Raw genomic sequence first — 24,394 nt, 5'->3', positions numbered from 1 at the left:
TTCGTGGCGTTGCTATGAAATACTAGGAATACCTTTACTCAACGTAAAAATTTCTAATTTTTGCTTAAAGACAAAAAGATTAATTTGTTCAATATGTTTTTATTATTTTTAAAGCAGAAAGGAATATAATATGGATGATAATTTTTCCCCAAGAGTTAAAGATGTTATTGCTTATAGCAAAGAAGAAGCCTTGCGTTTAGGTCATGATTTTATTGGTACAGAGCATTTAATGCTTGGTCTTTTAAGAGATGGCAACGGCAAGGCCATAGATATTTTAGGCGCATTAGAAGTTGATCTCAATCATTTAAGACGTAAAGTTGAGATTCTGAGTCCAGCAAACCCTAATATTGTAACCACATCTAACGAAAAAAAGAACTTACACTTAACCCGGCAAGCAGAGCGTGCTTTGAAGACCACATTTTTAGAAGCAAAATTGTTTCAAAGTACTTCTATTAACACTGCGCATTTGTTATTGTGTATTTTAAGAAATGAAAACGACCCTACTACTAAGCTTTTAAATAAGCTTAAAGTAGATTATGATAATGTAAAAGAAGAATTTAAATCTATGGCAACTAGCGAAGATGATTATTTAGACACCCCAAAGGCTGAATCGTATTCTGATGATGATATCAATGAAGAGGAAGGTACTAAGCAAAATCCGTTTGGCGGACAAGCAAGCAAAACAAATAAGAAATCAAAAACCCCTGTTTTAGACAATTTTGGAAGAGACCTAACGGTGCTTGCTGAAGAGGATAAATTAGACCCCGTTGTAGGCCGTGAAAAAGAAATACAACGTGTATCTCAAATTTTAAGTCGACGAAAGAAAAACAACCCATTATTGATAGGTGAACCTGGCGTAGGTAAATCTGCCATCGCTGAAGGCTTAGCGCTAAGAATTGTAAAACGTAAAGTTTCTCGTACCTTGTTTAATAAACGAGTAGTCACGTTAGATTTAGCAAGTTTAGTAGCCGGCACAAAGTATAGAGGTCAGTTTGAAGAACGTATGAAGGCTGTAATGAATGAATTAGAGAAGAACGACGATATTATTCTTTTTATTGATGAAATTCATACCATTGTTGGTGCAGGTGGGGCAACCGGAAGTTTAGATGCTTCCAACATGTTTAAACCAGCTCTTGCAAGAGGTGAAATTCAATGTATTGGAGCTACTACCCTAGATGAATATAGACAATATATCGAAAAAGACGGCGCCCTAGAACGTCGTTTCCAAAAAGTAATCGTGGAACCTACTTCGGTAGAAGAAACTATAGAGATTCTTAATAATATTAAAGGAAAGTATGAGGAACACCACAATGTTGATTATACTCCAGAAGCCATTGAGGCCTGTGTAAAACTAACGAACCGCTATATGACGGAACGATTTTTACCAGACAAAGCTATTGATGCTTTAGATGAAGCTGGCTCTCGAGTTCATATTACCAATATTGATGTGCCTAAACAAATTCTTGAGCTCGAAAAGAAACTTGAAGAAGTCAAAGAAACTAAAAATAGTGTTGTTAAAAAGCAAAAATATGAAGAAGCAGCTAAGCTAAGAGACGACGAAAAACGATTGGAAAAAGAATTGTCAACGGCACAGGAAAAATGGGAAGAAGAGACTAAACAACATAAAGAAGTTGTAACTGAAGATAATGTTGCCGATGTGGTCTCAATGATGACGGGAATTCCTGTAAATAAAATTGCACAAACAGAAATCAATAAACTTTCGCAATTACCCGAGTTAATCAAAGGCAAAGTAATCGGACAAGATCAAGCGGTTGCTAAAGTAGTTAAAGCCATTCAGAGAAATAGAGCTGGACTTAAAGATCCTAATAAGCCAATTGGTTCATTTATATTCTTAGGCCAAACAGGGGTTGGTAAAACACAACTAGCAAAAGTGTTGGCTCGCGAATTATTTGATAGCGATGATGCATTAGTACGGATAGACATGAGCGAATACATGGAGAAATTCGCTATTTCGCGTTTAGTTGGTGCGCCTCCAGGATACGTTGGCTATGAAGAAGGTGGGCAATTAACTGAGAAAATTAGACGTAAACCTTACGCCGTAGTACTTTTAGATGAAATTGAAAAAGCGCATCCAGACGTCTTCAATATGTTATTGCAAGTATTAGACGATGGTTATTTAACGGACAGTTTAGGACGTAAAATTGATTTCAGAAATGCAATCATAATTATGACTTCGAATATTGGTGCCAGAAAATTAAAAGATTTTGGATCTGGAGTTGGCTTCGGAACATCTGCGAAAGCCGCTCAAGAATCAGATTACGCTAAAGGTGTCATAGAAAATGCATTGAAAAAAGCTTTTGCTCCGGAGTTTCTAAATAGAATTGATGATGTTGTTGTTTTCAACGCTTTAGAAAAAGAAGACATCAGTAAAATCATTGACATAGAACTTGTTAAACTTATTGACAGAATTAGAGGATTAGGTTACGGACTTACACTTACAGACAAAGCCAAAGATTATATTGCAGAGAAAGGTTTTGATAAACAATATGGAGCCAGACCTTTAAATAGAGCGATTCAGAAATATGTTGAAGATGCCTTAGCTGAAGAAATCATAAATTCTAAAATTCACGAAGGTGATACCATTACTATGGATTTGAATGACAATGATGATGCTTTAAGCATTACAATTAAATCTAATAGCAAGACAACTGAATCTTAGAATATTTTAACAATTTTAATTAAATCTCCTTCATAATGATGGAGATTTTTTTTATATTAATAGAATTATCAGACACATTTATAATAATGAAGGAAAAACTACATTATGAATTTTGCGATATTTCTGTCTACGACAATTATATCATTGTAGTTATGAAAGAAGGTGTAATTCTTACCCCTAGCTACAATAATGTATTAGCCGAAATCACAAAAAATTATTTTCTAAATAAACCGTATGTTTATATAATACACAGAAAAAATTCTTATTCCGTTGATCCACAAATATATTTCGAAACAGCACGAATTGAAAATTTAGTAGGATTCGCCGTGGTCTCAACTAATCATCAAGCAAAAACCAATGCCAAAATAGAACGAATGTTTCTCAATAATAAACCTTTTGAGATTTTCTCATATATCGAAGAAGCAATTGTTTGGGCTAATAATTTAATTGAACAGCAAGAACATTCTTTTTTTTAAATTTTTAATGTTGGCGTCATTGTTTTCAAATTCTGAGAATATTCAATAGTTAACATAAAACATATTAAATAATAGGTTTCAGCACTTATTAATTGTCTACTATTGTTTTTAGAAATAGTAAAGTGACTTTGTTACTCTGATTTTAAATCATAAGAATTTAAAAACAACTCTTCTATTTCAATATCCACATTTTTCAAAAACTGAATAGATGCTTCGATAGAATCGTGCAAAACTTCATCTGCCTTTATAAAAGGCACCACTTTTCTGTATTGTTCTAAAAAAGACTCTAACAACGGAGAGGTTTTTAAAGGTCTTCTAAATTCTAGCGCTTGCGCCGCATTCATCAATTCAATGGCGATGACACGATCTACGTTTTTAACCAACGTAAAAGCTTGTGTAGCAGCATTCGCCCCCATACTTACATGATCTTCTTGGCCGTTACTCGAAACAATGCTATCTACACTTGCAGGAGTGGCCATTTGCTTATTAGCACTAACGATACTAGCGGCGGTGTATTGTGGAATCATAAAACCTGAATTCAACCCAGGGTTATCCACTAAAAAGGCTGGTAATCCTCTTAAACCTGAGACTAACTGAAATACGCGACGTTCAGAGATATTTCCAATTTCTGCCATGGCAATTTTTAAATAATCTAAAGCCAATGCAAGTGGTTGCCCATGAAAATTTCCACCTGAAATAATTAAATCCTCCTCATGGAAAATATTAGGATTATCCGTCACCGAATTGATTTCCGTTAAAATCACTTTTTCTACAAAATCCAACGTATCTTTTGTTGCACCATGAACTTGTGGAATACAACGAAACGAATACGGATCTTGCACATGTTCTTTTTCGCGAGCAATCAATTCACTACCTTTCAAAAATTCGTTAAAACGTCTGGCTACTTTGCGCTGACCTGGATGTGGTCTTACAGCATGTACCAAATCATGAAATGGATCTAAGCGACCATCAAAAGCATCGAGGGAAATACTGGCAATGATATCTGCTAGATAAGAGGTTTTATGCGACATCAACAATAAATAAACGCCGTAAGCACTCATAAACTGTGTTCCATTTAACAAAGCTAAACCTTCTTTGGCTTCTAATTTTACGGGTTTCCAATTAAATTCGTTTAAAATTGATTCGGCTTCGTATTCTTCATTATTATGAACCACTTTTCCTTTCCCCAATAAAGGCAAAGCTAAATGTGCTAACGGCGCTAAATCTCCAGAAGCGCCCAAAGATCCTTGCGTAAATACAAACGGAAAAATATCATTGTTGAAAAAATCAATTAATCGATTTACAGTTTCTAACTGAACACCACTATGGCCATAACTCAAAGATTGAATTTTTAAGAGTAACATTACCTTCACAATAGATTCAGGTACTCGTTCGCCCGTTCCACAAGCATGAGACATTACTAAGTTTTCTTGAAGCTGACTAAGGTCAGTATCAGAAATTTTCACATTATACAAAGAGCCAAATCCAGTATTTATGCCATACATCGGTTTTTTTTCTTTAGCCAATTTATGTTCTAAATATGCTTTACATTTCTGAATATTACTTATGGAAGCTTCTGATAGTTTTAGTTTTTTATTTTCATAAAAAATATTGTAAATCGTAACAATATCCAAGGCTTCAGAAGAAATGATATGATAGTTATCCATGAGGAAGAATTTTAGAATTCAAAATTGAGGATATTTTTTTACTCTACCATGATTTGTTAATAGTTTGTTGGGTTTATGGGTTTATGGGTTTATGGGTTTATGGGTTTATGGGTTTATGGGTTTATGGGTTTATGGGTTTATGGGTTTATGGAAAAATAATGTTTTTTAAAAAGTTTGGATTCATTATGAAGAACAATTTATAAACTGAAAAACGCAATCAACTTAATGATTGCGTTTTATCTTATTTATTCAGCCGTCCACATTTTCATGTTTCTAACTTCAAATTTTATGTGATTCTAGAGATTCCGAAGTTAATTCGGAATAAGCGATTCACACAGCTTTTGCGAAAAGCAAAAGCTGGTTCTCTGCTTACTTCACTTCTTCAAAATCTACATCTTCAACATCACTGCTTTCATCACCAGCAGCCTGTCCTTTAGCACCTGCCCCTGCATCGGTTGGTCCACCTTCTGGTGCTCCGCCCTGAGCTTCTGCTTGCGCTTTGTACATTTCTTCACTGGCTACTTTCCATGCTTCGTTGATTTTCTCTAAAGCTGGATCGATAACTGCGATATCCTTCGTTTCATAAGCTTTCTTCAATTCTTCAAGTGCATCTTCGATTGGCTTTTTCTTATCATCAGATAATTTATCACCAAACTCTTTCAATTGACTCTCCGTTTGGAAAATCATAGCATCAGCACTATTCAATTTATCAGCAGTTTCTTTTGCTTTTGCATCAGATTCTGCATTAGCTTCAGCTTCTTGCTTCATTTTTGCAATTTCATCTTCTGTTAATCCAGATGATGCTTCAATTCTGATATCTTGAGTTTTATTCGTCGCTTTATCTGTAGCAGATACTTTAATGATACCATTGGCATCAATATCAAACGTTACTTCAATCTGAGGTGTACCTCTTCTTGCTGGTGGTATACCATCTAAGTGGAAACGACCAATCGTTTTATTATCTGCTGCCATTGGACGCTCACCTTGTAATACGTGAATCTCTACCGATGGCTGATTATCTGCAGCTGTTGAGAATACTTGTGATTTCTTCGTAGGAATCGTAGTATTTGCCTCAATTAACTTCGTCATAACGTTACCCATAGTTTCAATACCAAGAGATAATGGAGTAACATCTAATAAAAGAACATCTTTCACATCACCAGTTAAAACACCACCTTGGATCGCTGCTCCTAAAGCTACAACTTCATCAGGGTTTACACCTTTACTTGGCGCTTTTCCGAAAAACTTTTCAACAGCTTCTTGTACTGCTGGTATTCTTGTAGAACCACCAACCAAAATAACTTCATCAATATCAGATTTTGATAAACCTGCTGCTTTTAAAGCAGTTTGACAAGGCTCTATTGTTCTCTTAATTAAATCGTCAATTAACTGCTCAAATTTAGAACGTGTTAACGTACGTACCAAGTGCTTTGGTCCACTCGCTGTAGCCGTAACATATGGTAAGTTGATTTCTGTTTGTGCAGAAGACGATAATTCAATCTTCGCTTTTTCAGCCGCTTCCTTAAGACGTTGTAAAGCCATTGGGTCTTCACGCAAGTCCATATTTTCATCTGCTTTAAACTCTTCTGCTAACCAATCGATAATTCTTTGATCAACATCATCACCTCCTAAATGCGTATCACCATCCGTAGATAATACTTCAAATACACCATCACCTAATTCAAGAATAGAAACATCATGTGTACCTCCACCAAAATCGAATACTACGATTTTTTGGTCAGTCCCTTTTTTGTCCATTCCGTAAGCTAATGCTGCAGCCGTAGGTTCGTTTATAATACGTTCTACTTTTAAACCTGCAATTTCACCAGCTTCTTTAGTTGCTTGACGTTGTGCATCGTTAAAATAAGCTGGTACTGTAATTACCGCTCTACTTACATCTGCTCCTAAATAATCTTCAGCAGTTTTCTTCATTTTTTGAAGCACCATTGCCGATAATTCTTGTGCAGTGTACATACGTCCATCAACATCTACTCTTGGTGTATCATTATCACCTTTTACAACTTTATATGGTACACGCTCTGCTTCTTTTTTAGACTCAGAATATTTATTTCCCATAAAACGTTTAATCGAATAAACCGTTTTTGTTGGATTAGTTACTGCTTGTCTTTTTGCTGGATCACCAACTTTAATTTCACCACCTTCAACGAAAGCGATAACCGAAGGAGTTGTTCTCTTACCTTCAGCGTTTGGGATTACAACCGGCTCATTACCTTCCATTACGGCAACGCAAGAGTTAGTTGTACCTAAATCAATTCCAATAATCTTACTCATAATATATGTGTGTTTTTGTTTTATAATAATTTTTAAACTCGGTAACCATAAGTCAATGATTATGCCATGACAAAAAATGTGACATGATGTCAGATTTGTTTTATTAAAATTATTTTTCGTATCGGTTACTTTGGTATTAGATTTGATATATTAATAGAAAACAAAAAAATTATGAAACGTATTTTATCATTTATTACAGTATTCGCCTTACTATTAACAGCTTGTGAAGGCGACCCGGGACCTCCAGGTCCTCCAGGAGCCAATGGTGTTAACATGGTAGGACAATCTTTTGAAAAAACTATTGATTTTACATCTACAAATAATTATGAGCAAACGCTAGAGATTCCTCAAAATATTGAATTGTTAGAATCTGATATGGTTTTAGTTTATCATCTTAGAGGAACAATCGATGATTATGATGTATGGAAATCACTTCCTGAAACCGTTTATATTAATTCTGGTGAAGAATTTCAATACAACTATGAGCACAATTTTGATTTAGTAACCGTTTTTATTGAATCTCATCCAGATTTTGATTTTAATTTATTGTTGGATGAAGAAAGAATAAGTCAAACATTTAGAATAGTTGTATTACCAGTTGATTTTATAGACAGTAGTAATTTAGACGTTAATAATTATAATGATGTCATGGAGCACGTTCAAAAAATAGATTAAAATAAAATTATAAATGCAATTCAAAGTCTGAAATTAATTTCAGGCTTTTTTTATTTCTAAAAACAGATGCTTTCTTTAAACAACATTTATATTTGCAATACAATTAAAACGATTTCGTAAATGGAGTGTATTTCAGTTTTCGACATGCTTAAAATAGGCGTTGGCCCTTCTAGTTCTCATACGCTTGGACCTTGGCGAGCAGCGGAGCGTTGGATTAAAGAATTAAAAGACAAAAAACGTTTTAATAAAGTTGAAAGTATTACGGTCGATCTTTACGGGTCATTATCTTTAACTGGAAAAGGACATGCCACGGATTTTGCCGTAATTTTAGGGCTTACAGGAGCAGATCCAGAGCGCATGCCCATCGAAAACATAGACACCATAATAAATGACGTTAAGACCAAAAATGTCTTAATGTTTAATAACGAAAGAGAATTGCCTTTCGATTTTAAGTCGAATATTGTGTTTAATCGAAAATTTTTACCATTTCATTCTAACGGAATGGTTTTCACGGCGCTTATTAATGGTAGAAATTACAAATCTACCTATTATTCTATTGGCGGAGGATTTGTAGTACAAGAAGAACGCAAAATTTCGAAAGCCAACAAAATAATTTTCTATTGTACATTTCCATATCCTGTTTCTTATGGTACAGAGTTACTAAAATTCTGTGAACAATTACAATTACCTATTTCTGGCGTGGTGTTAGAGAATGAGAAATCGATTAGAGAAGAAACTTCAATTGATTTTGAGTTAAAACGTATTTGGAATACCATGTTAGAATGCATGTACGTTGGTTGCCATACCGAAGGCAATTTACCGGGAGGACTAAATGTGCGTCGTCGTGCTTTTGATATTCACAAAAATCTCATTGGAGAGCGCAAATATGAAAATCCGCAAGAATGGCTTGAATCAATTCGAAAAACGGAAGTAAAATTCAGACAGATTTTAAAATGGGTCAGTTGTTTTGCATTAGCGGTAAATGAGGTTAATGCGTCATTAGGTCGTGTTGTTACTGCCCCTACAAATGGTAGTGCTGGAGTCATTCCCTCTGTATTAATGTATTATTTGGTTATAGAAAACCATGATGCCGATTTTAAACACATCAAAAAATTCCTATTAGTGGCTGGCGAAATCGGTAGTATCTTTAAAAAGGGAGCGACTATTTCTGCTGCGATGGGCGGTTGCCAAGCCGAAATTGGAGTGTCATCTGCCATGGCTGCTGGTGCCTTGTGCGAATTGCTAGGAGGAACACCCGAACAAGTTTTAGTAGCCGCAGAAATTGCCATGGAACATCATTTGGGGCTAACCTGCGATCCTATTGGTGGTTTGGTACAAATTCCTTGTATTGAACGAAATTCTATGGGTGCAATAAAGGCCATAAATGCCGCGGAATTAGCATTGGATACAGATCCTAAAAATGTAAAAGTTCCTTTAGATAAGGTGGTCAATACAATGTGGGAAACTGCAAAGGACATGAACACCAAGTATAAGGAAACTTCGGAAGGTGGTTTGGCAGTTGGAGTGAATATGTCAGATTGTTAATCCTTATTCCGTAAATATTGAGCTACACCGTATCCTATAATTAATATAACAGCGACTTCTTGTCGACATACCAATAAAATTTAGGCGAATCCACAAGATGAAACACTAATTTATCAATATTATCACATTAAAAATATAGATTGAACTAATTGCGCTCTGCTTAAGCGCAAGGCATATATTTTAGTTTAAACCTAAAAATGCGATAGTTCAATCAAGTTTCAAATTTTTGATTGAAATGATGAATTCAACATTAAATGATGAATTCAACATTATTTGTATCATCAATTAAAGAAAAGTCTAACAAATCTCTTTATTTTTACATTCAACTAATAAAAATATCATGTCAATAGCAAAAAAAGAATACAAAAGAATCACGGTAAAGACTTTAGTCGATATGAAGTCTAAAGGCGAAAAAATATCGATGCTTACTGCTTATGATTATACGATGGCTAAAATAGTGGATGGAGCTGGTATCGATGTGATTTTAGTTGGTGATTCTGCGAGTAACGTTATGGCCGGACATGAAACAACATTGCCAATTACTTTAGATCAAATGATTTATCATGCTTCTTCTGTAGTTAGAGCAATTGAACGGTCTCTCGTTGTGGTTGATTTACCATTTGGAAGTTACCAAAGTGATCCTAAGGAAGCTTTGCGTTCTGCAATTAGAATTATGAAAGAGTCTGGAGGTCATGCGGTTAAAATGGAAGGCGGAAAAGAAGTAAAAGATTCAATAAAACGCATTTTGAATGCTGGAATCCCTGTAATGGGACATTTAGGCTTGACACCTCAATCGATTTATAAATTCGGAACTTACACCGTGAGGGCCAAAGAAGAACAAGAAGCGGATCAACTAAAATTAGATGCCTTAATGCTAGAAAAAGCGGGATGTTTTGCGATTGTCGTTGAAAAAATACCAGCAGCTTTAGCCAGAGAAGTTGCCGAAAGTGTTTCTATCCCTGTGATTGGTATTGGTGCCGGTAATGGTGTCGACGGTCAGGTTTTAGTAACGCACGACATGGTTGGAATGACACATGAATTTAATCCGCGATTCTTACGTCGCTATATGAACTTATACGAAGATATGACTAAAGCTTTTAGACAATATGGTGCTGATGTAAAGTCTGAAGATTTTCCTAATGATGAAGAACAGTATTAGCAGTAGAAAAAATTAATTATTCTAGTATTTGTGGCTCGTAATTCTAACAAAATCCTTTCCAATAAAAATAATCTTCAGGTTCTTCATGAAGACAATCACATCATTGTGGTTAATAAACGTGCAGGAGATATAGTTCAGGGTGATAAAACGGGAGACAAACCACTAAGCGAAGTCGTTAAATCTTATTTAAAAGAGAAATACAATAAGGAAGGCAATGTGTACCTGGGTGTAGTGCATCGTCTGGACAGACCAACAACAGGTATTGTTCTTTTTTCTAAAACGAGCAAAGCCCTACCTCGACTCAATAAACTATTTGCAGAGAAATCCGCTAAAAAAACCTATTGGGCTTTGGTGAAAAATCTACCACCGAAAAATGAAGACACCTTAATTCATTGGTTAAAAAAGAATCCCAAAAACAACAAATCTACAGCATATACTAAAGAAGTTGGTGACAGCAAAAAAGCAATTCTCCATTATAAAATCATTCAAGAGCTCGATAATTTCTACTTACTTGAAGTTGATTTGGAAACTGGAAGACACCACCAAATCAGAGTGCAGTTAGCCTCCATTGGCTGCCCTATAAAAGGCGATTTAAAATACGGATTTGACCGCAGCAATAAAGATGCAAGCATCAGTTTACATGCCAGAACATTACGTTTTATACATCCTGTTAAAAAGGAAGAAGTGATTATTGCAGCACCTTTACCAAATGATCCACTTTGGAACGCCTGTAATGTTTAAACTGTTCTATAAGGATATTGTAAAATGAGTATTGTACCGTTTTCTGGCTGAGAATCCAATTGAAATTTAGCATGCAACAACTCAGCTCTTTTTTCCATATTTATTAAACCTGAACCTTTTTCTGCAGTATTTAGGTCACAACCTACGCCGTCATCTTCAACCTTGATATTCAAGAATTGTGCTTTGTAATCTAATGTCACTTTTAAATGCTCTGCTTCGGCATATTTTAAGGTATTCGAAAAAAATTCTTGTAAAATCCGAAACAAAATAATTTCATCTTTTTTATTTTCAAAATTGATCTTTTCTCCTGAAATCACTAAACTAGATGCTATAAGTCCTGTTTTATTTAAACGAGCAACTTCATTTTTTACCGTAGCATCAAAACCCAAATTAAAAATCACATCACTATTTAAAGATTTTGATAAGGCTCTGACTTCTTCCAAGGATTCTTTTAAAGCACTAGCTGCATTATCCACCTTAGATTTTGCTTCATCTTTTACGATGTTAGCAGCAGCTTTCATTTGCATGGTGGCCAATACCAACATCTGCCCTACATTATCATGCAATTCCCGCCCAACGTGCTTTAAGGTTTCTTCTTGGATTTCTTGCTGGGTCTTTAACAGCTCTTCATCGAATTTTTGTTGCTGTTTAATTTTATCTCTTAATAATTGGTTTTTACGTTTTTGGAAGACAATGAAGAAAACAATGATTAAGGTACTAACAATAACTAATACACCAATCATGTATACCAAAAGATATCTTTCGGCATCTGAAGTGACTATTTTATCTCTGGTTTGCAAAATATTAAGGCTAAAGAAAGGGTTAGATAAAAAATGATATTCACTGTTAAATAGATTTGCCATTTAAGTATTACAAAATTCCAATCAGCTGTAGAGAAATAGATTTCATAGAAAACTAGAGGAATCATTATAATATTCCATAATAAAAAACATGAATTAATAAAAAAATATAGCGATTTATGAAATGCTAGTATTAAATCGCTTTGTAAAAATTGAACATAAAACACTGAAGAACAAACAAATACCATCCACAAACTTAATATAGCTACAAATGAATTTAGTGTTAAAAATAACAAACTAAAATTAAAAATTGCATACAGAACGAACAATAATAAATAAACAATAAAACTATATTTCAAAGCGGTTTTCAATTGAGTGTTATTGATAATTTTATAATTTATAAAAAACAAAAAACACACCAAACCACCGAACCAAAAAATATTAGACAACCAATAGTTTTTTTCAAATAAAGTTCCTTCTATTAAATTATAATTATTAATATTCCTTAAGTATTGAGGGTATCCATGTAATAAGTCAATAATAAGTGCATACACCAAAAAATAAATCAAAAATTTAGCAGCAGTATGACTATATTTTTTCAAAGAAAATAAGCCAATAACCGCTGCTAAAAATTCGACGGAATAAGTTAACAAAAAATAGTTCTGCTTTAAAAACTCTCCCATACCATATTATTGAGGATAATTTGCACTTGGAGGATGTCCTGTCCCCCCTATATTCAAACCTCCACCTCCTGGTATATCATCACCATCGTCATCACCAGCTAGTGACAAGAAGTTTCCATCAGATTTGTTCTCATAACCCGTTGGTACAAAAAATAAGGTGGTCAACCCCTTTCCTTCATTGGTATCCGGATAAGCCCCTAAATACAAACGCAAGCCATTTAAAGTATAGCCTTTTTCTTTAGCTTGATGTTTTGCATAAGCCAAATAATTTTCAATTTCATCTAATTTATACCAAGACGATCGGTTGTCTTCAGCTTTAGAATTTTTAAATAAAGAATCATTGATAATTTTATAACGCTCGTTATAGGCTTGATCTAGAGTTCTAATTTCCTCTGGTGTAATTAATCCAGAAGGTTTTTTTGGTTCTGTTATCATATCTTGGTTTTGGTTAAAATAAAAATACATCGCTAATGCTCCAAGCATGATTCCCAAAACAAATAATCCAAAGTTTTTCATAATTATAGGTTGGTTTTTACTAGTAGATCTGTAAATTATTGATTTTATTTAACATATAAAATTATTATAGTTTAATTATAGATATATTACGGCTTCGCTGTTATTCCGATAGCAACCGAAAAAAAACACCACCAGATTACAAAAAGCTAATAAACAATTAGTTACAATATCAATTTAAAATTTTACTATCCTTAAAATTATTTACAATTATATTAGGTCTCAATTTAGAAAAAACCTAATATTAAAAATTCTCTTAGTAAATCGTTTTCGATCGCATCAATTTTTTAAGCGAAATTTTAGCGAATTTTCTGTAAATTTTTGACTCAACGTATTTATAGATTGTTCCGTTAATTGAAGAATTCTTGGATATCCTCCTGTAGTTTGACAGTCGCGCATTAGCACAATGAGTTGTCCAGATGGAGTGAGCTGAACCGTTCCCGGCAAGACTGGAGCCGTTAATATAGAGTCTAAGTCATTATGAAACAAAGGTAGAAGCTGATATGCCATCCGATTATTGAATTTAGATACTTTGTATTCTTGATTCAAGAGTGATTCTTGCTGAGCATATGACAGTTTACAGAATTCCGGTCCTTTTGTAACTTCCAAAACATAATCTTCAAAATAAGAGGCATTAAATTTTAACTTTGCATGTTTAGGTCGTACCGCGTCTGAAGCATTCGAAATTTGAAGAATATCGTCTTTTTGGATTCGTGCGGTTTCCGTAATATTGTTTGTCATACTTCGACTCCCTAATATTGTTTCTGTTAAAAAACCACTTTTTACACTAAGGTATGTTCTAAAACCAGATTCTAAATTTCCGAAAGACAAGATATCATTAGACCTTAAAATAACCGACTTAAACATAGGAATGGGTTTAGTGTTTAATTTCGGATTCATATTTGCACCAGTAACGGCAATTGTAGTAGGAATTAAAAATTGCAACTCAGCTCCGCTCATGGTCATTTCTAAAACGGCATTTGTTTTATCATTTCCTAATAATTCATTGGCAAATTCATTTGAATATGCATCCATGGCTCCAGAAACTGGAACGCCATAAGCACGTTGACCAAAACGACCTAGATCTTGTATGGTGGAATAAAATCCTGCTTTTAAAACTTTAATCATCAACGAGGCGTGTTTCAAAATTAAAATTTGAAGACCTTATCTCTTCTCGTATTTTTTGATGCTCAGTTGTTGAAATTGGATCAAATTTAATTTTATCTCCAGCTTTAATAAAGCATGGTGGATTTTGTTTTGGATCGAATAATTCTAACGGAGAATTACCGATAATGTGCCAACCCCCAGGACTATCTTGTGGATAGATTCCGGTCTGTTTTCCACCAATGGCAACTGACCCTTTTTTTACATTGAGATTGGGAGTAGTTTTTCGGTCTAAATATAAGCTCGGATCAAGGTTTCCCAAATATAAAAAACCAGGTAAAAACCCAATGAAATAAACGGTGTAAGAAGTTGCAGAATGTAACCTAATAATTTCGTTTTTGGATTGATTTATTTCCTTGGAATAATTTTCTAAATCCACAGCAAATTCCCCTTCATAACACACAGGAATATTGAAGGTTTGCGTATCTAGATATTTAACACTATCTTGAACTTCATACAGATGCTTAAGTCTTAAAAACACATCATTGACGTTACCTATAGTTGACACATAAAAAACTAACAATGAGCTATATGAAGACACCACCTCAACAACTTCTTTAACAGCATCATTTTCAATTCTATTTTTAAATCCCAATACATCGTGCAGCACATTCTCATCAATAATCGCTGGCCATTCTACTAAAATAGCACGTTCATTGTATTGCGAAAATTTAAGTTTAAAATTCATGGTTTCTTAATGAATTTGAATGCCTTTTGCTTTTAAATTATCGCTTAGATATTTTATAATTTCAAGAGCATTTTTGGTATCACCATGCACACAGATGGTCGACGCTTTTAAGGTCAGCTCCACCCCATTTATTGAAGTTACTTTTTGGTGCTTTATGATGTTTAAAACATGTTTTAAAATCGCTTCTTTTTCATGTAAAATAGCGTTTTCATTTTGCCGAGATACAAGCGATAAATCGTCGTTATAATTTCGGTCTGCAAAAGCTTCAAAAGTCATTGGAATATTTTCGAGCTTAGCCAATTCTGCAATCACAGAATTAAACGGCACATAAAGCTCTATTGGCATTTTTATACCTTTGATAACATCGATAACAACTTTCGCTGTTTTTTTGTCTTTAGCAGCTAAGTTGTATAATGCTCCATGAGGTTTAAGATGATGTAAATCTGCCTTTTCGGTGTGAAGCACGGTTAGTAAAGCATTTATTTGTTGCTTTAAGCTATTGTATAAATCCCTACTCGACATGTTTACATTTACTCGGCCGAAGTTCAATGTATCGGGAAATGAAGGATGTGCCCCAATTTTTATATGGTGCTGTTTTGCTAATTTTACAACTTCGGTCATAGTTGACGTATCCCCAGCATGACCACCACAAGCTATATTGCAAGAGGATATATACGGCATAAGTTCGGATTCATTCCCTACTCCTTCCCCAACATCTGCATTTATATCAATCCCGAAGTTTTTCATGTTTACGTTTATTATGGCATCTATTAGCACTATTGATTACGCTTTGTTGGTCTTTTTAAAAACAAAACGCAATTGATTTCAGCCATTCTAAAATAAACAATTTCTTTATAAATTCAGGAATTCAATCCTACAAAAAAGATCTCAACGCTCCTACGCAAACACCTAAGCGTGGCTGTAAAAGTATTGAGATCTTATAAACTATTACGCATTAAATAACGGTCGTCCCCCCATTAAGGTATTCACTTTTTCGGCAACACCCTCTAAAACAGTTTCATTGTTGTGATTAGATAAAACTTCGTCGATAAGTTCCACCACATAAGTCATATCCGTTTCCTTTAACCCTCTCGTAGTTATCGCCGACGTACCAACTCTAATTCCTGAGGTTACAAATGGCGATTCCGTATCAAATGGTACCATATTTTTATTTACAGTAATATCTGCTTTTACAAGCGCATTTTCAGCATCCTTACCTGTAATATTTTTATTTCTCAGGTCTATTAACATCATATGGTTATCTGTTCCTCCTGAAATTAAATTATAATCTTTAGCAACAAAAGCTTTTGCGATAGCGTCTGCATTATGTTTTACCTGCAACATATAGTGCATAAAGTCATCCGTTAAGGCTTCACCAAAAGCTATGGCTTTGGCAGCAATAATATGCTCTAATGGCCCCCCTTGATTTCCTGGAAACACACCAGAATCTAATAAACCAGACATTTTACGTAGCTTACCGTTCTTTAAGGTAATTCCGAATGGATTATCGATATTTTCACCCATCATTATCATTCCCCCTCGTGGCCCTCTTAACGTTTTATGCGTTGTAGTAGTTACAATATGGCAATGCGGCATAGGATCATTTAAAATACCTTTCGCAATTAAACCAGCGGGGTGTGAAATATCTGCCAATAAAATAGCATCTACACTATCTGCAACTTCTCTAAATTTAGCAAAATCAATATCACGCGAATATGCCGAAGCTCCTGCTATAATTAATTTTGGTTGTTCTTTTTTGGCCTGATCGGCTAACATATCGTAATCAATAATGCCAGTATCTTTTTTAACACCATAAAATGTCGGTCGGTATAATTTACCAGAAAAATTAACATGAGAACCATGCGTTAAATGACCTCCGTGAGACAAATCGAAACCTAGAATAGTATCACCAGGTTTTAAGCATGCATGATAGACTGCCGTATTAGCCTGACTACCTGAGTGTGGTTGCACATTAGCATAAGCTGCACCAAATAAGGTTTTTGCTCTTTCAATAGCCAGTTGTTCTACTTCATCTACCACCTCGCATCCGCCATAATAGCGTTTACCAGGGTAACCTTCAGCATATTTGTTTGTTAATACAGAACCTGCAGCTTCCATCACTTGGTCACTTACAAAGTTCTCTGAAGCAATTAATTCTATACCTTCCGTTTGGCGTTCTTTTTCGGCTTGAATGAGTTCAAAAATTTGTTCGTCGCGTTGCATATATAATGAGTTTGTTAAATCGATACAAAAATAATCAATTCATTAGTTTAAATATCAAAATTTATGTAGGTTTGACTATAATTAATCAACATTTAATCAACAATAGCAATATGCCATTATCAGCCAATAACCCAGATAGAACGTCATGGTTACATGTCGGTAAAAACTCAGATTTCCCAATACAGAATATCCCATTCGGTGTTTTCTTAACTAGAGACGATATTATTACTATAGGTACTCGAATTGGAGATACTGCTATTGATCTTGGTGCTTTACACCAATTAGGCTACTTTGAAGGCATCCCGTTAACGGACGATATTTTTCTTCAAGACACTTTGAATGATTTTATCGCAGACGGCAGAAAAACTTGGCGTTTAGTAAGAAATAGAATTGCTGAAATTTTTGATGCTGAAAATGACACTTTAAAAAATAATAATCCGCACAAGGAAACCATTTTGTTTCGTTTAGATGAGATAGAAATGCAATTACCAATTCAAGTTGGGGATTACACGGATTTTTACGCCAGTAAAGAACATGCCACAAATGTTGGTACTATGTTTAGAGATCCAGACAACGCATTATTACCAAATTGGGTACACATGCCTGTTGGTTATCATGGCCGTAGTTCCTCTATAATTCCATCGGGAATTCCAATACATCGCCCACAAGGACAAACTATTCCTGCCGATTCTAATCAACCGGTTTTTGGACCGAGTAAATTGGTCGATTTTGAACTAGAAATGGCTTTTATTACCACTGACGCTAACGATTTAGGTGAACCAATTCCTATTGAAGAAGCTGAAGAATATATCTTCGGTTTGGTATTATTTAATGATTGGTCGGCACGCGATATTCAAAAATGGGAATATGTACCGCTAGGCCCGTTTTTAGGAAAAAGTTTTGCATCGTCAATGTCCCCATGGATTGTTACGTTAGATGCCCTAGAACCTTTTAGAACCGAAAGCCCAAAGCAGAACCCTAAGCCTTTGGAATATCTTCAAACTAAAGGTAAAAAGAGTTTTGATATTAACTTAGAGGTCGGCATACAACCTAAAGGCGGAAAAGAGACAACGGTTGCAAAATCGAATTTTAAATACATGTACTGGAACATGGCACAGCAATTAGCGCACCACACTGTTAATGGCTGCCCAGTAAATTCAGGAGACATGATGGGCAGTGGCACCATTTCTGGTCCAACACCAGATTCTTATGGTTCTATGTTAGAATTAAGTTGGAAAGGCACTAAACCAGTGAAGCTGAAAGATGGGACAGAGCGTAAATTTATTAATGATAACGATACGGTGATCATGAGAGGTTATTGTGAAAATGATGATATCAGAATTGGATTTGGACAAGTTAAAACGCAATTGCTTCCTGTTTTTAATCCTAAGAAAAAGAAGTAAGTGGCAAGCAGTATGCAGTATGCAGTATGCAGTATGCAGTAAGTAAAAAACAACAAGCTTTAAGCGAACAAATATTGAAAGAAGATTGGAGTTTAATAACTTTAATCTTCTTTTTTTTATTTGAAGACTAAGCTTAAAAACTAAACAAAAATTACCACAAAGAAGTCACAACAGATTCACAGACGAGCCTGAGCTATTCTCTAAATAACCCTATAACCTAAAAGAGATTAGAGAGATAAAAGGAAAAATGAAATTGCATAGTTAATCTTTACACTTTTTGACTGAAAGCTAAGGATTGAAGACTCTAATTAAAAATCAGCTTCACAACTAAAACTAACACACTCACGCGTTACGGGATGTTCAAAACTTAACATTTCTGCATGAAGATGTAACCGATTGGAAACAGTTCCGTATAAATCATCGCCAACAATGGGTAAATTCAAACCTTTGTGATGTGCCGCATGAACTCGCAATTGATGCGTTCTCCCAGATATGGGATAAAAATAAATTCTTGTTTGGTTATTTTTCACATCAATAACTTGGTATTTTGTTATTGCCGATTTGCCATGCTCGTTACATACCAATTGTCTGGGTCTATTGTTTAAATCTACTCTAAGTGGTAAATTCACGAGACCTTCTTTTATTTCTATAACACCATCTAACAATGCAACATAACGCTTTTTAATAGTGCGATTTATAAATTGTTTCTGAAGTTTTTTGTGTGTTCTTTCATTTTTTGCCACTAATAATAATCCCGAAGTTGACATATCTAAGCGATGCAACAACAATGGTCCTGTGGCATTTGGTAAATAAGTTTGCATTCTGGTTAATACGGAATCTTTAATTGTTTTTCCAGGCACTGAAAGAAACTCGTGTGGCTTATTGAGAATTAGTAAAAAATCATCTTCATAAATAATCTCTAATTCGCCTTTAAATATTCCGGCAGATTCAATCGGATTTGGTTCCACATCCAAACCCTGCATCATGTGACCCAAAATAGGCTCGCAACGGCCCCGACAAGACGGATAGAATTGCCCATGGACCCTAACTTCTTTTGTTGGAGAAATTCCCCAATAAAATTCTGCCATGGCAATAGGTTTTAAATCATTTTCATAAGCATACTGAAATAGTTTAGGAGCAGCACATTCACCAGCAGCTGCAGGTGGTGTTCCTATATCGGTGCGCTTAAAAATATCTAATAGATCTTTTGTCTCCCCTTTAGCATTTAAAAATCGATAGCTCTTATGAATGCGCTGTTGCAATTCGGCTGACAGGGTTTTTCTTTGAACTTTTAAACTTTCAATAGGTTGAAGTAGTTCCGCTAATTTTTTGTTGTTTTTTTCAATGTCCGCTTCACAATGCAACTTTAGATATTTTAAATCAATATTACTTTGAATACTTCGTTGCTTTAAAATTTCAAAAAAGACTTCCCTTTCAGCTAGCGGTAAATTTTGCTCTGCTTCTAATCTTTGTTGTTTTCTTTTATTCTTTTTGGATTTTGCCTTAATCTTAAAATCGCTCAGACGTTGTGCACTTTGAAATTGTGCTTCTTTTAATCGAGCTTTAACAATTTCTATTTCCGGATTTTGTTCTAATTGATCTATCTGAGCAGTCAAGCGATTTAAACGTCCTTCATTTTGTTTATAAAACCCTTCCTTATTTAACGTATCATAAATTGGTGGTACAAATCCCTTTAAATAATTACTTTCAGCTAATTTGCCAGAATATGCCGCAATGTACCCTAGCTGTCCTACCGAATTTTCAACAACCATAATACCAAACATTTTTCCAATTTTCAAACCTATATCCTTACTATCTAATCCGAAATTATGTTCAAAATCTTGCTGAGTGGCCAAGTACGTTTTCACTTCATCTGCGGCAAGCACACAAAGCGAATGTGGCTGATAATAAAATGGAAAGGTAAATTGTTTCGGAAGCTGTTCCGAAGGATATTCTATAGGATGAAAACAACCATCTTCCGTATTAAACATAAGCCTTTTACTATATTGCAAAGAAACGAATTTCTTTAGTGTTTGTATCATGGAACGGCATAAAAACGTGGAATATTTCATTTCGCATTAGGCCGTCTTTTTCACCTTTATGAATTAAAAATTTTATGGAAAAAAAAAAAGCTACTCCTTATCAAATAGTCTACCACCAACCTCATATGTGATGATCTTCAATTTATAATTTGGCATCATATTTGGAAACACTAAAATGTAACCAATAAAACCCACGATTATGAAACGATTTTTACTATTAACAGTTTTTGTTTCCGTACTTCTATCTTGTAGTGCGAAAAAACAAATTGAGAGTTCCATTAGCAACGGAAATTATGACGACGCTATTGCTGAAGCCTTAAATAAACTTGAAAATAATAAAGATAAAAATCGCAAGCAAGATTATATAGTAATGCTTGAAGATGCGTACTACAAAGTTTTGGAGGAAGATCTAAACCATATTAATCATCTTAAGAAGGATGGCAACCCTGAACAATTCAAAACCATCTATAACATTTATATAGATTTGAAAGATAGGCAAAATGCAATTAAGCGTGTTATGCCGTTGCGAATAAATGGCAAAACTTTGAATTTGAAATTTAACGATTATAGTTCTGAGATTGTAGATTATAGATATAAAACGTCAGATTATTTAATAGGACAAGGCATTACATTATTGGATTCTGGAGATAAATTTAAGGCAAGAACCGCACATGGCATTTTTAACTATATAGAACAAATTAATCCGAATTTTGAAGAAAATAGAGCGTTAATAACAGAAGCTCATGAAAAAGGAATGGATTACGTGCGTGTGTCTATTCAAAATAGAACTCAGCAAATAATTCCTCAACAGTTGGAAACCGACCTAGTAGATTTTAATACTTATGGTTTAAATCAGTTTTGGACCACCTATCACGCGAATGCAAACCCAACTATCGATTATGATCTTGCAATGCAATTGCAATTAAGGCAAATTAATATTTCGCCAGAACGCATAAATGAGCGTCAAGTTTTAAGACAAAGAGAACTCGTTGATGGCTGGGAATACTTACTAGATCGAAACGGCAATGTGAGAAAAGATAGTCTTGGCAATGATATAAAAATCGATAAGATTGTAAATGTTAAGGCAAGATTTATTGAAGCGATACAAACGAAATCAGCTCAAGTTATTGCAAATGTTGTCTATACAGATATAAAACAAAATGAAATTATTGATACGTTTTCTATTGAAAGTAGCTTTGTGTTTGAAAATGTTTTCGGAACCTATAAAGGCGATAAAAGAGCTTTAGCTAAAGATGATATTCACCTTTTGAACCAAAGACAACGTAATTTTCCTAGTGATGCACAAATGGTTTTCGATACTGGTGAAGATTTAAAGTTGAAACTTAAGGATATTATAATGCATTATAGAATTAAACGAAGTTAGATGTATTACCAATTAAACCCACTATAAATGTTCTATCTATAGTGGGTTTAATTTATATTATATCTTAGGCTGAACCAATGTTGACTGCAATTTTTGAGCAACGATTATTTAACGCGTAATTCTAGACATATCTTATCATTTATTTCAATTAGTAACTACTAGTCATTTCAAAAATCCAATTATTTAACCTATGCTCCCAAACCCAACATTTAAACATCATTGATTCATCGCTCATATATCTCCTTTTAATAAGAAACACCACTTGCTTTTTTTTTGCGTATCTCAAAAATTTTCAGGTTCTACGCGGTTCTAAGCTCTTTATTTGCCGAACCCAGAGCATTCGTTAGAGAACCAATTGCAATTTTCTAATATTTAAAAAGTAAGTTTCCCTAAACCTATCGTGAAATTATATATTTTTAATTCTGAATTCTAATTAAAACAGAAAAATACTCATAATCACTTTCCCTTAAGAGTTTATATTTTTATAATATTTACTCTTAAAATTTTTAATTATGTTAAATTCAGTGTAAATAATAACTTAACATATCTTGAGAAATACGTGTAACTCACTAAATAATAAGGATTTCATTCATAGTTATTTTTTGCTAGTTAACGGATTTTTGTTAAAATAATCGATTTAAAATATATATTTGTTTATTAAATTTTATTGATAGTTCTTTTAAATCATAATATGGAAAACAAAGCGTTAACGCTGTAATCTCAAAACCGAGTTATACAGTAATTAATCTTTGAATTATTATTTCTGAAGTACTATTAGTTTATTAATGGTATTATTTGTTCTATTACAAATTAAATTGAAACGAAATTTAGACGGCATCTAATCTAAACAGGATTTAGAATTGCAAACATCAATAGAATCGTATAATTCAATAAATAAACAACATCAGTCTTTTCTATGTAATGTTAAAAAAATATACATTTAATCGGATTTTAAATACATCTTATCGATGATTTAGTTTGCATATAGAATATTAAAATTTATATTTGCCCTTCCCTCTAAGCAAATTAATTATAGTTACACATAATAAAATTGAACCAACTAATTAAACATTAGTCTTTTAAATGCTGTTTATTTATTTAATCGCTAAATTATTTTTGATATGATAAATCATTACTCAAAGTTTTTTACTTTTTTTATTACCCTCATTTTTCTTTCAGGAAATTCTGGACATGCTTCAGTAATCGAAAATTATGTCTCTATAGATGATGATTTAGAACATATTTATTCTGATTCCACCAACTCAGAAAACTCTAACTATTTTGCCATTTATAGTTATAATACAATAGCAAATTATATTTCAATTCTTCCTGAAGTTAGTAGAGTTAATGATAATACTTCCTTGTCAGCAACAATCTCAGCATGTCCTAATGATATATCTGTTAATGTAGATTCTGGTAGATGTGATGCTGTGGTGACATTTGCTGCACTGCCAACCACTGATATCCCTAATTATTCAATGGTACTAACAAGTACATTGGGCTCTGGAAGTACATTCCCTATTGGTGAAACCACTGTAACTTATGTTGAAACAGCCAATAATGGCACTGATCCAGATGGAGATACTTGTACTTTTACCGTAACGGTTACCGATAATGAGCCGCCAATTATTACTCTTATTGGTGCTGCTACCATCACGCTTGAAGCTTGTACTGATGCGTATACTGAACTTGGTGCTAATACTACTGACAACTGTACTGTTGGAACGGTAACAGTTGGTGGCGACACGGTTGATGCTAACACCCCAGGAATATATACTGTAACATATAATGCAACTGATACAAACGGTGTAGCAGCTGATGAAGTAACTCGTATAATTACCGTTAGCGACACTACCAAACCTGTAATAAATCTTATTGGTGCTGCTACCATCACGCTTGAAGCTTGTTCTGGTACATATACTGAACTTGGTGCTAATGCCACTGATAACTGTTCTGTTGGTGCTTTAACAGTTGGTGGCGACACGGTTGATGCTAACACCCCAGGAATATATACTGTAACATATAATGTAACTGATACAAACGGTGTAGCTGCTGATGAAGTAACTCGTGTGGTTACGGTTAATGACACTACCAAACCTGTAATCAATCTTAATGGTGCTGCTACCATCACTCTTGAAGCTTGTTCTGATACTTATACTGAACTTGGTGCTAATGCTACTGATAACTGTTCTGTTGGTGCTGTAACAGTTGGTGGCGACACGGTTGATGCTAACACCCCAGGAATATATACTGTAACAT

General features: G+C 34.2%; 19 protein-coding genes. 9 read left to right on the top strand and 10 right to left on the bottom strand.

Going from position 1 to position 24,394, the window contains the following annotated elements; all coding sequences use genetic code 11:
- The first annotated feature begins 130 nt into the window (after positions 1-130).
- Together QMA06_RS09690 and QMA06_RS09685 are read left to right on the top strand one after the other, a co-directional pair.
- Positions 131-2,680, top strand: coding sequence for an ATP-dependent Clp protease ATP-binding subunit (locus QMA06_RS09690; protein ID WP_290206651.1), 2,550 nt, complete (start codon positions 131-133; stop codon positions 2,678-2,680).
- Positions 2,681-2,766: 86 nt separating this feature from the next.
- A complete protein-coding gene (locus QMA06_RS09685) occupies positions 2,767-3,156 on the top strand; it encodes a hypothetical protein (RefSeq protein ID WP_290206650.1) in 390 nt (129 codons plus the stop codon).
- Between the two features lie 131 nt (positions 3,157-3,287).
- On the opposite strand, the gene hutH is transcribed toward QMA06_RS09685, so the two are convergent.
- Positions 3,288-4,823, bottom strand: coding sequence for a histidine ammonia-lyase (gene hutH, locus QMA06_RS09680; protein ID WP_290206649.1), 1,536 nt, complete (start codon positions 4,821-4,823; stop codon positions 3,288-3,290).
- A gap of 369 nt (positions 4,824-5,192) precedes the next feature.
- Positions 5,193-7,115, bottom strand: coding sequence for a molecular chaperone DnaK (gene dnaK, locus QMA06_RS09675; RefSeq protein ID WP_290206648.1), 1,923 nt, complete (start codon positions 7,113-7,115; stop codon positions 5,193-5,195).
- A gap of 171 nt (positions 7,116-7,286) precedes the next feature.
- Here dnaK and QMA06_RS09670 point away from each other — a divergent pair, with 171 nt between their 5' ends.
- The 4 genes from QMA06_RS09670 to QMA06_RS09655 all read left to right on the top strand — a co-directional run bounded on the left by QMA06_RS09670 (position 7,287) and on the right by QMA06_RS09655 (position 11,235).
- Positions 7,287-7,790 carry a dihydrolipoamide dehydrogenase gene (locus tag QMA06_RS09670; protein WP_290206647.1) on the top strand — a complete coding sequence of 168 codons (504 nt, stop codon included), beginning with the start codon at positions 7,287-7,289 and terminating at the stop codon, positions 7,788-7,790.
- 120 nt (positions 7,791-7,910) lie between these two features.
- Positions 7,911-9,335, top strand: a complete 1,425-nt coding sequence (locus QMA06_RS09665) for an L-serine ammonia-lyase (RefSeq protein ID WP_290206646.1) — start codon at positions 7,911-7,913, stop codon at positions 9,333-9,335.
- 340 nt (positions 9,336-9,675) lie between these two features.
- Positions 9,676-10,494 carry a 3-methyl-2-oxobutanoate hydroxymethyltransferase gene (gene panB / locus QMA06_RS09660; RefSeq protein ID WP_290206645.1) on the top strand — a complete coding sequence of 273 codons (819 nt, stop codon included), beginning with the start codon at positions 9,676-9,678 and terminating at the stop codon, positions 10,492-10,494.
- Between the two features lie 30 nt (positions 10,495-10,524).
- Positions 10,525-11,235 (top strand): RluA family pseudouridine synthase, encoded by a 711-nt coding sequence (locus QMA06_RS09655; RefSeq protein ID WP_290206644.1) that lies wholly within the window; start codon positions 10,525-10,527, stop codon positions 11,233-11,235.
- Here the strand turns inward: QMA06_RS09655 and QMA06_RS09650 are convergent.
- The 7 genes from QMA06_RS09650 to QMA06_RS09620 all read right to left on the bottom strand — a co-directional run bounded on the left by QMA06_RS09650 (position 11,232) and on the right by QMA06_RS09620 (position 17,306).
- Positions 11,232-12,035, bottom strand: a complete 804-nt coding sequence (locus tag QMA06_RS09650; protein ID WP_290206643.1) for a sensor histidine kinase — start codon at positions 12,033-12,035, stop codon at positions 11,232-11,234. The genes QMA06_RS09655 and QMA06_RS09650 overlap by 4 nt on opposite strands.
- The gene (locus tag QMA06_RS09645; RefSeq protein ID WP_290206642.1) at positions 12,014-12,718 is read right to left on the bottom strand and encodes a hypothetical protein; all 705 of its coding nucleotides are present in this window, start codon (positions 12,716-12,718) and stop codon (positions 12,014-12,016) included. Before QMA06_RS09645 ends, QMA06_RS09650 begins: the two co-directional genes overlap by 22 nt.
- A gap of 6 nt (positions 12,719-12,724) precedes the next feature.
- A complete protein-coding gene (locus QMA06_RS09640) occupies positions 12,725-13,234 on the bottom strand; it encodes a hypothetical protein (RefSeq protein WP_290206641.1) in 510 nt (169 codons plus the stop codon).
- A 276-nt stretch (positions 13,235-13,510) separates the two neighbouring features.
- A complete protein-coding gene (locus QMA06_RS09635; RefSeq protein WP_290206640.1) occupies positions 13,511-14,359 on the bottom strand; it encodes a 5-oxoprolinase subunit C family protein in 849 nt (282 codons plus the stop codon).
- Positions 14,352-15,083 (bottom strand): 5-oxoprolinase subunit PxpB, encoded by a 732-nt coding sequence (pxpB, locus tag QMA06_RS09630; protein WP_290206639.1) that lies wholly within the window; start codon positions 15,081-15,083, stop codon positions 14,352-14,354. Before pxpB ends, QMA06_RS09635 begins: the two co-directional genes overlap by 8 nt.
- A gap of 6 nt (positions 15,084-15,089) precedes the next feature.
- Positions 15,090-15,830 (bottom strand): 5-oxoprolinase subunit PxpA, encoded by a 741-nt coding sequence (pxpA, locus tag QMA06_RS09625; protein WP_290206638.1) that lies wholly within the window; start codon positions 15,828-15,830, stop codon positions 15,090-15,092.
- A 201-nt stretch (positions 15,831-16,031) separates the two neighbouring features.
- Positions 16,032-17,306, bottom strand: a complete 1,275-nt coding sequence (locus QMA06_RS09620; RefSeq protein WP_290206637.1) for a serine hydroxymethyltransferase — start codon at positions 17,304-17,306, stop codon at positions 16,032-16,034.
- Between the two features lie 110 nt (positions 17,307-17,416).
- Here QMA06_RS09620 and fahA point away from each other — a divergent pair, with 110 nt between their 5' ends.
- The gene (fahA, locus tag QMA06_RS09615; protein ID WP_290206954.1) at positions 17,417-18,709 is read left to right on the top strand and encodes a fumarylacetoacetase; all 1,293 of its coding nucleotides are present in this window, start codon (positions 17,417-17,419) and stop codon (positions 18,707-18,709) included.
- A gap of 308 nt (positions 18,710-19,017) precedes the next feature.
- Here the strand turns inward: fahA and QMA06_RS09610 are convergent, their stop codons facing one another.
- Positions 19,018-20,700, bottom strand: a complete 1,683-nt coding sequence (locus QMA06_RS09610) for an RluA family pseudouridine synthase (protein ID WP_290206636.1) — start codon at positions 20,698-20,700, stop codon at positions 19,018-19,020.
- Positions 20,701-20,950: 250 nt separating this feature from the next.
- Here QMA06_RS09610 and QMA06_RS09605 point away from each other — a divergent pair, with 250 nt between their 5' ends.
- Positions 20,951-22,135, top strand: a complete 1,185-nt coding sequence (locus tag QMA06_RS09605) for a hypothetical protein (protein ID WP_290206635.1) — start codon at positions 20,951-20,953, stop codon at positions 22,133-22,135.
- A gap of 1,121 nt (positions 22,136-23,256) precedes the next feature.
- On the top strand, positions 23,257-24,394 hold a 1,138-nt coding region (locus tag QMA06_RS09600; RefSeq protein ID WP_290206634.1), incomplete at its 3' end, for an immunoglobulin-like domain-containing protein.

It is taken from the genome of Winogradskyella bathintestinalis, assembly GCF_030407435.1.
GTDB classification, from domain to species: domain Bacteria; phylum Bacteroidota; class Bacteroidia; order Flavobacteriales; family Flavobacteriaceae; genus Winogradskyella; species Winogradskyella bathintestinalis.
The sequence above is the reverse complement of the archived record's forward strand: the minus strand, read 5'-3'. Positions and strand labels throughout refer to the sequence as shown.